The 9,204-nt window shown below is 73.6% G+C and carries 11 protein-coding genes; 2 read left to right on the forward strand and 9 right to left on the reverse strand.

Annotated features, from left to right (window positions below):
* Positions 1-156: 156 nt before the first annotated feature.
* The 9 genes from trpA to hisI all read right to left on the reverse strand — a co-directional run bounded on the left by trpA (position 157) and on the right by hisI (position 7,058).
* On the reverse strand, positions 157-969 hold the full coding sequence (trpA, locus tag AB8Z75_RS26455; RefSeq protein ID WP_369206203.1) for a tryptophan synthase subunit alpha: 813 nt from the start codon (positions 967-969) through the stop codon (positions 157-159).
* Positions 966-2,204: a tryptophan synthase subunit beta gene (gene trpB / locus AB8Z75_RS26460; protein ID WP_369206205.1), complete on the reverse strand. Its 1,239-nt coding sequence runs from the start codon at positions 2,202-2,204 to the stop codon at positions 966-968. The genes trpA and trpB overlap by 4 nt, the downstream gene beginning before the upstream one ends.
* Positions 2,205-2,339: 135 nt before the next feature.
* On the reverse strand, positions 2,340-2,501 hold the full coding sequence (trpM, locus tag AB8Z75_RS26465) for a tryptophan biosynthesis modulator TrpM (RefSeq protein WP_369206223.1): 162 nt from the start codon (positions 2,499-2,501) through the stop codon (positions 2,340-2,342).
* Complete coding sequence (gene trpC / locus AB8Z75_RS26470; protein ID WP_369206207.1) at positions 2,498-3,307, reverse strand: indole-3-glycerol phosphate synthase TrpC; 810 nt, start codon at positions 3,305-3,307, stop codon at positions 2,498-2,500. The genes trpM and trpC overlap by 4 nt, the downstream gene beginning before the upstream one ends.
* Before the next feature lie 211 nt (positions 3,308-3,518).
* On the reverse strand, positions 3,519-3,938 hold the full coding sequence (locus AB8Z75_RS26475) for a DUF2752 domain-containing protein (protein WP_369206209.1): 420 nt from the start codon (positions 3,936-3,938) through the stop codon (positions 3,519-3,521).
* A gap of 23 nt (positions 3,939-3,961) precedes the next feature.
* Positions 3,962-4,246, reverse strand: coding sequence for an HGxxPAAW family protein (locus AB8Z75_RS26480; RefSeq protein WP_369206211.1), 285 nt, complete (start codon positions 4,244-4,246; stop codon positions 3,962-3,964).
* A gap of 151 nt (positions 4,247-4,397) precedes the next feature.
* Positions 4,398-5,150, reverse strand: a complete 753-nt coding sequence (locus AB8Z75_RS26485) for a TIGR02234 family membrane protein (protein WP_369206213.1) — start codon at positions 5,148-5,150, stop codon at positions 4,398-4,400.
* The gene (locus AB8Z75_RS26490; RefSeq protein ID WP_369206215.1) at positions 5,147-6,664 is read right to left on the reverse strand and encodes an anthranilate synthase component I; all 1,518 of its coding nucleotides are present in this window, start codon (positions 6,662-6,664) and stop codon (positions 5,147-5,149) included. The genes AB8Z75_RS26485 and AB8Z75_RS26490 overlap by 4 nt, the downstream gene beginning before the upstream one ends.
* 37 nt (positions 6,665-6,701) lie before the next feature.
* Positions 6,702-7,058, reverse strand: coding sequence for a phosphoribosyl-AMP cyclohydrolase (gene hisI, locus AB8Z75_RS26495; RefSeq protein WP_369206217.1), 357 nt, complete (start codon positions 7,056-7,058; stop codon positions 6,702-6,704).
* 94 nt (positions 7,059-7,152) lie between these two features.
* Between hisI and AB8Z75_RS26500 the strand changes: the two genes are divergently transcribed.
* Both AB8Z75_RS26500 and AB8Z75_RS26505 read left to right on the forward strand, forming a co-directional pair.
* Complete coding sequence (locus AB8Z75_RS26500) at positions 7,153-7,785, forward strand: TIGR03085 family metal-binding protein (protein WP_369206219.1); 633 nt, start codon at positions 7,153-7,155, stop codon at positions 7,783-7,785.
* 91 nt (positions 7,786-7,876) lie between these two features.
* On the forward strand, positions 7,877-9,106 hold the full coding sequence (locus tag AB8Z75_RS26505; RefSeq protein ID WP_369206221.1) for a serine hydrolase domain-containing protein: 1,230 nt from the start codon (positions 7,877-7,879) through the stop codon (positions 9,104-9,106).
* Positions 9,107-9,204: the final 98 nt, after the last annotated feature.

Raw genomic sequence — 9,204 nt, forward strand, 5'->3', positions numbered from 1 at the left:
CCCCAACGCCTGGCCGGCGAGGCCCCGGGGGTTTGGGGGCGGAGCGCCCCAACCACGGCCGAGGGCACCCTCACGAAAGAAGGGGAAGACCATGTCGCCCGGGGCGGGGGCACACATGGCGGACGCACATGACGCACGTCCGCCACACGCGGCGGATCAGCGCCGGACGCCCTCGGCGAGGGACGTCGCCAGCTCGCGGACGTCCGCGAGCCCCGCCTCCAGGTCGTCCGCGGCCAGCAGCCGTTTGACGAACGCCGAGCCCACGATCACGCCGTCGGCGAAGGTGGCCACCTCCGCGGCCTGCGCGGGGGTGGAGACACCCAGGCCGACGCAGACCGGCAGGTCGGCGGCGGTACGCACGCGGGACACCAGCTCCTGCGCCTCGGCGCCGACGGACTCGCGGGTGCCGGTGACGCCCATCAGGGACGCCGCGTAGACGAAGCCGCTGCCCGCCTCGGTGATGCGGGACAGGCGCTCGTCGCGGCTGCTGGGCGCGACGACGAAGACCGTCGCGAGGCCGGCCCGCTCGGCGGCCTTGCGCCAGCCGTCGGACTCCTCGACGGGCAGGTCGGGCAGGATGCACCCGGCGCCGCCCGCGGCTGCCAGCTCCTCGGCGAAGCGTTCGGCGCCGTACCGGTCCACGGGGTTCCAGTAGGTCATGATCAGCACCGGCTTGCCGGTGGCGGCGTGCGCCTCGCGGACCGTGCGGATCACGTCCGCGATCCGCACGCCGCCCTGGAGGGCGATGGTGTCGGCCGTCTGGATGAGGGGCCCGTCCATGACGGGGTCGCTGTGCGGCAGCCCGACCTCGACGACATCGCAGCCGCTCTCCAGGAGCGCCGTGCAGGCCGCGATGCCCCCGTCGACGGTGGGGAATCCGGCGGGCAGGTAGCCGACGAGCGCGGCCCGGTTCTCGGCCTTCGCGCGCGCCAGGGTCTCATCCAGCAGTGCGATGTTGCCGCTGCTCATTCCTGGTCCTCCCCGTCGTACAGGCCGAAGTAGCGCGCGGCCGTGTCCATGTCCTTGTCTCCGCGTCCGGAGAGGTTCACCAGGATGAGGGACTCGGGACCCAGTTCCCGGCCCAGCTCGAGGGCGCCCGCGAGCGCGTGGGCGCTCTCGATCGCCGGGATGATGCCCTCGGTCTCCGAGAGCAGCCGCAGTGCGCGCATCGCCGCCTCGTCGGTGACGGGACGGTACTCGCCGCGCCCGCTGTCCTTGAGGTAGGCGTGCTCGGGGCCGATGCCCGGGTAGTCGAGCCCGGCCGAGATCGAGTACGGCTCGGTGATCTGCCCCTCGTCGTCCTGGAGAACGTAGGAGCGCGAACCGTGCAGGATGCCGGGCTCGCCGGCGGTCAGCGTGGCGGCGTGCTCGCCGGAGTCCACGCCGTGTCCGGCCGCCTCGAAGCCGACGATCCGCACCTCGGGGTCGGGCAGGAACGCGTGGAAGAGGCCGATCGCGTTGGAGCCGCCGCCCACGCAGGCCGCGACGGCGTCGGGGAGGCGCCCGGTGCGCTGAAGGATCTGGCGGCGCGCCTCGACGCCGATGACGCGGTGGAAGTCGCGGACGATCTGCGGGAAGGGGTGCGGGCCCGCGACGGTGCCGAAGAGGTAGTGGGTGCGGTCCACGTTCGCCACCCAGTCGCGGAACGCCTCGTTGATGGCGTCCTTGAGGGTGCGGCTGCCCGAGGTGACGGGGACGACCTCGGCGCCGAGCATCCGCATGCGGGCGACGTTCAGCGCCTGGCGCTCGGTGTCGATCTCCCCCATGTAGATGGTGCACTCCAGGCCGAAGAGGGCGCAGGCGGTGGCGGTGGCCACGCCGTGCTGGCCCGCGCCGGTCTCGGCGATGACGCGGGGCTTGCCCATCCGCTTGGTGAGCAGGGCCTGGCCCAGCACATTGTTGATCTTGTGGGAGCCGGTGTGGTTGAGGTCCTCGCGCTTGAGGAACACCCGGGCACCGCCCGCGTGTTCGGCGAACCGCCTGACCTCGGTCAGTGCGCTGGGGCGGCCCGTGTAGTCGACGAGCAGTTCGTCGAGTTCGGCGGCGAAGGCGGGGTCCGCCTTCGCCTTCTCGTACTCCGCGGCCACCTCGTCGACGGCGGCGACGAGGGCCTCGGGGATGAACTTTCCGCCGAAGGCGCCGAAGTAGCCCGAGACGTTGGGACTCTGGCCCTCCGGGTCCGGGATGAAGTAGTCGGATGGCATGCCGATGGTGCTCCTTGGTGTGGGCTGACGCTGATGTCCTGGCCCCGCTCGCGCCCGTCCCTGATGAGCCGGTGGCCCACAGGGACGGGGGTCCCCCTCACTGGGACGGAGTCCGAGGGAGGGACGGGGGAAAGGTCAGCGCCATCGGCGCCCGCGGATCACACCGGGCTCGCAGCCGATGTGATACCGCACCGAACGCCCCCGCACCCGCCGCGCGGGGGCACGGCACCCGCGCGGGCGGCACCCGCGCGCCAGCGCGAGGGAGCACAGGGAGACGGCGGCGGACACGGGCGTCAGTCCCTGCCGTGGCGGAGGGCCGGGTGGGCGCCCGCCGCGACCAGGTCGGAGACGGCCGTCTTGGGGTCCTTGCCGGTCACCAGGGACTCGCCCACCAGCACGGCGTCGGCGCCCTCGTTCGCGTAGGCGATCAGGTCGTGGGGGCCGCGCACCCCGGACTCGGCGACCTTGACGATGTGGTCGGGGATCTCCGGGGCGATGCGGGTGAAGTTGCCCCGGTCGACCTCCAGGGTCTTCAGGTTGCGCGCGTTGACGCCGATGATCTTGGCTCCGGCGTCGAGCGCCCGTTCGGTCTCCTCCTCGTCGTGGACCTCGACCAGCGGCGTGAGGCCGATGGACTCGGCGCGCTCGATGAGGGAGACGAGCGCTTCTTGTTCGAGCGCGGCGACGATCAGCAGGATGACGTCGGCGCCGTGCGCGCGGGCCTCCCACAGCTGGTAGGAGGAGAAGATGAAGTCCTTGCGCAGGACGGGGACGTCCACGCGGGAGCGGACGGCCTCGAGGTCGGCGAGCGAGCCGCCGAAGCGGCGGCGTTCGGTGAGCACGGAGATGACGGCCGCGCCGCCGGCCTCGTAGTCGGCGGCGAGCCCGGCGGGGTCGGCGATGGCGGCGAGTGCCCCCTTGGAGGGGCTGGAGCGCTTGACCTCGCAGATCACCCGGACGCTGTCGCCCTTGAGTGCGGCGAGCCCGTCCTTGGCCTGGGGCGCTCGGGCGACGCGCTCTTTGAGTTCGTCGAGGGTGACGCGCGCCTGCCGCTCGGCGAGGTCCTCACGCACGCCTTCGATGATCTCGTTGAGCACACTCACCGAGCGACCTCCTTGCTGGCTGGGTTTGGCTGGCTGACGTGCCCTCGCGGGCGGGCGAGGGTGGTCAGGTGGGGCACTGCGATGGTATCCGCCGGTGGACGGAGGTCCCGCATCCGGTTGCATCGAATCCCACATAGCGGACAAATCGAGGGCCGGTCGCGTCTCGCACGTGACGGTCTCGTCACCGGGGGGCAGAGCGGCCCTGTGCGGCTCACGGCGTCAGCGCCGTCCCCAGGGGCGTGTTCCGGACAACCGTGAACGCCGCCAGCAGCACCCCCGCCGCCCAGGCGTGCCACACCCGGGGCCGTACCGGGAGGGCGAAGGGACGCGCCCCTGCGGCCCGGACGGTCCAGTACAGCCAGCCGAGGGCGAGGACGGCGAAGAGGGCGACGGCCGCCGCGTTCGCGCCCAGCGCGGTGAGCACGTCACCGTGGGCGACGGCGTGGGCGCTGCGCAGCCCCCCGCAGGCCGGGCAGTAGAGCCCGGTGACGGCCAGGAAGGGGCAGGGCGGGTAGTGCCCCGGCTGGTTCGGGTCGACCGCGGCCACATACACGAAGGCCGCGCCCACCGCGGCCAGGGAGCCGAGGGGCGCGGCCAGCCGCGGCACCGCGCCGGTCAGGCGGTGCCGCACCGTCGCGGCGTACTGCCGTTGCCTCAGGAGTGCGCCTTGGCGTGGGGCTCGTGGGTGCGGCGGGCCTCGTCGTGCTGCTGCTTGTGTGCCCGCGCCTGCTCGGCGGTCATGCCCTTCGACTTCGACTGGCCCAGCCCCATCGCGCTCATGATGCCGCCGACCACGGCGGCCAGCAGGAGAAGGACCAACCCGGCGATCACACCGGCGGGCTGCGCCATCACCGTGAAGACGGAGGCAACGCAGAAACCGACGAAGGCGATGAGCACGCCGGTCCAGGCGGCCGGGGTGTGTCCGTGGCTGTGCGCCATGAATACTCCTTGAGTCACACGTGAAAGAGGGCCACCCGGCCCGCTGCCTGCCCATTCTCCCCCTTCCACGCGCCGGCGACAGCACGGGGGTCGCCCGGGCGGGCCGCGCACGGCTCATCGAGCGTCGCGCGCCCCTTCCGCGGCCCGTGGTTCAGGCGGTGCCGTGCGTGGGGTCCTCGCCGCGGTCCAGGGCCTTCCACAGGTCCTCGGGCCGGTCGGGGTCGACCCGCTGCGCGCGGGTGGCCCGCTGCCGCAGCGGTGTGCGCTCGTAGCGGGCGCTGCCCGACATGGAGGGCCAGGTCCGCCCGTAGCGCAGGGCCAGCAGGCCCGCGACCAGCAGCAGCGCGCCGCCCGCCGCCGAGACGTAGGGCCAGGCGGTGACGTCGACGGCGCCGATCCCGCTGTCCGTCAGGCCGCTGGTCTTGGCAGCCTGCTCGGTCAGCGGTCCGGTGTCGTCGGCGCCCAGGAGCGCGGCGGCCATGACGGCACCGCCGCAGACGGTGAGCAGCCCGGCGACGAGGTAGCGCCCCAGGCGGCGTACGGCGAAGACGGCGACGAGCGCGGCGAGGCCGACCAGGGCGAGCGCGCTGGGCAGGCCCGTGACGTCGCTGCCCTCGGCGCTGACGGGCACCGTGCCCTGTGCGAACGCGGCGCTCGACTCACTCCAGGTCTGTCCCGCGGCGACCAGCGCGAGCGCGGCGCCCACCGCGCCGCACAGCAGCGCCGCCGCGAGCGCGACGCGGGGCGCGCGGGAGCGCGCGCCACCGGCGGTGCCGGGGGCCGCGGTCCCGGCATCGGCGTCGGCCTCGGCGGCCGGGGCGCCGGCGTCGGCGTCGGCGGCCGGGGCGTCGGCCTCGGCGGCCGGGTCCGTCTCGGCGTCCGGGGCTGGGGGTGGAGAAGTCACCCTTCCACGCTACCCCTGAGCCGTTCGGCCGTGCGGACCGCCCTCAGCACGGCCGCGGCCTTGTTGGCGCACTCGGTGTCCTCGGCCGCGGGTTCCGAGTCGGCGACGACGCCCGCACCCGCCTGCACGTAGGCCACCCCGTCGCGCAGCAGTGCGGTGCGGATGGCGATGGCGGTGTCGGAGTCGCCGGCGAAGTCGAGATAGCCGACACATCCGCCGTAGACCCCGCGCCTGGTCGGCTCCAGCTCCTCGATGATCTTAAGCGCCCGCGGCTTGGGCGCCCCCGACAGGGTGCCGGCGGGGAAGCAGGCGGTCAGCGCGTCGAACGCCGTACGGCCCTGGGCGAGTTGCCCCGTGACGGTGGAGACGATGTGCATGACGTGGCTGTAGCGCTCGATCGACATGAAGTCGACGACCTCGACGCTGCCCGGCTCGCACACCCGCCCCAGGTCGTTGCGGCCCAGGTCCACCAGCATCAGGTGCTCGGCCCGCTCCTTGGGGTCGGCCAGCAGTTCGTCGGCCAGCGCGGTGTCCTCGCCCGGGGTGGCGCCGCGCGGGCGCGTGCCCGCGATGGGGTGCATCATCGCGCGCCCGTTCTCGACCTTGACCAGCGCCTCGGGGCTGGAGCCGACGATGTCGAACCCGTCGAAGCGCAGCAGGTACATGTACGGGCTGGGGTTCGTGGCCCGCAGCACCCGGTAGACGTCCAGCGCGCTCGCACCGCAGCGGGTCTCGAAGCGCTGCGAGGGCACCACCTGGAACGCCTCGCCGCCGCGGATGCGCTCCTTGATGTCCTCCACCCAGCCCCGGTAGGTGGCGCCGCCGGACCTGGCGTCGATGTCGGGGAGTTCGGACGGCGGGAGGGAGACGGGAGCGACCGGTGCGGGGCGGGCGAGGTCGGCGGCCATCGCGTCCAGCCGGCGCACGGCGTCGGCGTGCGCCTCCTCGACGCCGGTGTCCAGGTCGTTGTGGTTGATCGCGTTGGCGATCAGCAGCACCGTGCCGTCGCGGTGGTCGAGCACGGCCAGGTCCGAGGTGAGCAGCATCGTCAGCTCGGGCAGGTCGAGGTCGTCGATGGTGCCGGGGTGGTGACCGACCTTCTCGAGACGCTGGACGATGTCGTAGCCGAGGTAGCCGACCATGCCGCCGGTGAACGGCGGCAGGTCTCCGCTCTCGTGCAGGTCACGCGGGGTGTGCAGGGCCTCGACGGTGGCCCGCAGCGCGGCCAGCGGGTCGCCGTCGAGGGGCACTCCCACCGGCGGGGTGCCCTGCCAGTGCGCCTGACCGTCCCGCACGGTCAGCGCGGCGTCGCTGCGTACCCCCACGAAGGAGTACCGCGACCAGGTACGGCCGTTCTCGGCGGACTCCAGCAGAAAGGTGCCGGGGCGCTCGGCGGCCAGCTTGCGGTACAGGGCGATGGGGGTGTCGCCGTCGGCCAGCACGCGGCGGGTCACGGGGATGACCCGCCGGTCCGTGGCGAGTCGGCGGAACGTTTCGAGGTCGGGCGCCGTCATGGCCCCTCACCCTACTGGCAGGCGCGGCGCCTCCCGTTCAGTCGCGGGACAGCAGCACATCGGCGTCGAAGCACGTCCGCTCGCCGGTGTGGCAGGCGGCGCCGACCTGGTCGACCTGGAGCAGGACGGTGTCCGCGTCGCAGTCCAGCGCGACGGACCTGACCCGCTGCACGTGCCCCGACGTGTCGCCCTTCACCCAGTACTCCTGCCTGCTGCGGCTCCAGTAGGTGGCGCGCCCGGAGGTCAGGGTGCGGTGGAGCGCCTCGTCGTCCATCCACCCCAGCATCAGCACCTCCCCGGTGTCGTACTGCTGGGCGATCGCGGGGACGAGGCCGTTCGCGTCGCGCTTGAGGCGGGCGGCGACGGCGGGGTCGAGGGAGCTGCGCTGGGACATGGGCCCATTGTCCCGCACTCCGCACGGCAGCCGCCGCGGACACACCTCGCGCACAGCCGGGCACTCACCGCGTGCCCGCCGTACCCTGGCGGGCATGTCGACCCATGCGAAGCGAGAACGACTCCTTTTCGCCGATCTGTTGGAGACGCACGGCCCCGAGGCCCCCACCCTGTGCGAGGGGTGGCAGACCCGCGACCTGGCGGCCCACGTCGTCGTGCGGGAGCGCCGCAGCGACGCGGCGGGCGGTCTGCTGATCAAGCCGCTGGCCGCCCGACTCGAACGGGTGCAGGCCGAGTTCGCCGCGAAGCCGTACGACGAGCTGATCCAGCTCATCCGCACGGGACCCCCGCGGATGTCGCCCTTCGCCCTCAAGCAGGTGGACGAGGCGGCGAACACGGTGGAGTTCTTCATCCACACCGAGGACATCCGCCGCGCCCAGCCCGACTGGGCGCCGCGCGAGCTGGACTCCGTCTTCGAGGACGCGCTGTGGCGGCGCCTGGAGACTGCGGCGCGGATGTACGGCCGCAAGTCCCCCGTCGGCCTCGTGCTGCGGCGGCCCGACGGGCAGACCGCCGTCGCCCGCCGCGGCACGCCCGTCGTCACCGGTGTGGGGGTCCCCTCGGAGCTGCTCCTGCTCGCCTCGGGCCGGCAGGAGCACGCCGACGTCGAGCTGGACGGCGAGAAGGAAGCCATCGACCGCCTGCGCCAGGCTCAGCTGGGCATGTGAGAAGCCCCCGAGGCGCGAACCAGGGTCAAAGCAGGGGGAGTTCGGGGTCTCCCCCGATGGAGGGACGGCCGCGGCCCGGGAGTGTGGAGGCATGTCCTCCTCACTTTCCCACCTCTCCGCCCGCCTCCCTTCCCGCAGAGCACTGCTCGCCGGCGTCGCCGGCGGCGCGGCGGCAGCCGCCGTCGGCGCCTCGGCGCCGGGCGCCGTCGCGGCGCCACCCGCTCCCGCCGGCGGCGGCGCGACGCTGCCGCCGCCCGTCGCACGGGGGCTGCGCGCGGCCGTCGACGACCTGTCGCACCCCCGCTCGTCGGGCGCGCAGCTGCGCGTCGGCGGGTCGGCGGGCCACTGGTACGGCACCTCCGGCGTGGCGGACCCGGCCACCGGGCGGCCCATCGGCCTGAACGACAAGGTACGCGCGGGCAGTGTGACCAAGGCGTTCGTGGCGACGGCGGCGCTGCAGCTCGTCGAGGAGGGACGGCTGGGGCTGGGCACGCCCGTCCGGCACCACCTGCCCGACCTGCTGCCGCGGCGGTTCGGGGCCCTCACCGTCGCGCAGCTGCTCGACCACACCAGCGGCCTGCCCGACCATGTGGGCCTCCCGGACATGAGCACGCCCGAGGCGGTGGTGCGGCACCGCTTCGACCGGTGGACGCCGCGGCAGATCGTGGAGACGGTCACCGGCGGGGAGCTGAAGTTCGCGCCGGGCACCGCACAGGAGTACCGCGGCATCAACTACGTGCTGGCCGCGCTGGTGATCGAGCGCGTGACGGGACGTCCCTACGGCATCGTGATCCGCGACCGCATCCTGCGTCCGCTGCGCCTCGGCCACACCTCCTTCCCCTCCGCGCACGGATACGAGCGGCGTCTGCGCGGCCCGCACGTGCACGGCTGTCTGGAGATGAGCGACGGCTCGCTCAAGGACGTCACCGAGTTCGACGTGTCCCGCTCGTGGGCGGACGGCGAGATCGTGACCAGCACCGGCGACCTCCAGCGCTTCCTGACCGCGCTCTTCTCCGGCGCGCTGCTGCCCGAGCGGCAGCTGCGGAGGATGTTCACGCTGCCGCCGAAGCACGTGCGGATGGTCGACGGCAGCCCGGCCCGCTACAGCACCGGGTTGCAGACCGCCACGGTGAACGGCGTCACCCTGTGGGGAAAGACCGGCGAACAGCACGGCTACGCCACCGCCGTGTTCGCCACCCGTGACCAGCGGCTGCGGCTGGCCTGGACGTTCAGCCCCGTCGAGCTGGGGGCCGACCCGTCACCGATGAGCCAGCGGATCGCCGAGGCGGCGACGGGCGCGGTGACGGGACACGGGCGGTGACGGGACACAGGGGGGACAGGTCGAGGCGGTGACCGGTCAAGGGGGTGACGAGTCATAGGGGTGACCGGTCAAGGGGGTGACGGGTCACGGGGGTGGGG

Origin of the sequence: Streptomyces sp. PU-14G (assembly GCF_041028275.1) — a bacterium.
Taxonomy (GTDB): domain Bacteria; phylum Actinomycetota; class Actinomycetes; order Streptomycetales; family Streptomycetaceae; genus Streptomyces.

Excerpts from the sequence above, each read along its gene's own strand:
- trpA (WP_369206203.1), bottom strand. The coding sequence starts at position 969 with ATGAGCAGCGGCAACATCGCACTGCTGGATGAGACCCTGGCGCGCGCG.
- AB8Z75_RS26490 (WP_369206215.1), bottom strand. The coding sequence starts at position 6,664 with ATGACGGCGCCCGACCTCGAAACGTTCCGCCGACTCGCCACGGACCGG.
- trpB (WP_369206205.1), bottom strand. The coding sequence starts at position 2,204 with ATGCCATCCGACTACTTCATCCCGGACCCGGAGGGCCAGAGTCCCAAC.
- hisI (WP_369206217.1), bottom strand. The coding sequence starts at position 7,058 with ATGTCCCAGCGCAGCTCCCTCGACCCCGCCGTCGCCGCCCGCCTCAAG.
- AB8Z75_RS26480 (WP_369206211.1), bottom strand. The coding sequence starts at position 4,246 with ATGGCGCACAGCCACGGACACACCCCGGCCGCCTGGACCGGCGTGCTC.
- AB8Z75_RS26505 (WP_369206221.1), top strand. The coding sequence starts at position 7,877 with ATGTCCTCCTCACTTTCCCACCTCTCCGCCCGCCTCCCTTCCCGCAGA.
- AB8Z75_RS26500 (WP_369206219.1), top strand. The coding sequence starts at position 7,153 with ATGTCGACCCATGCGAAGCGAGAACGACTCCTTTTCGCCGATCTGTTG.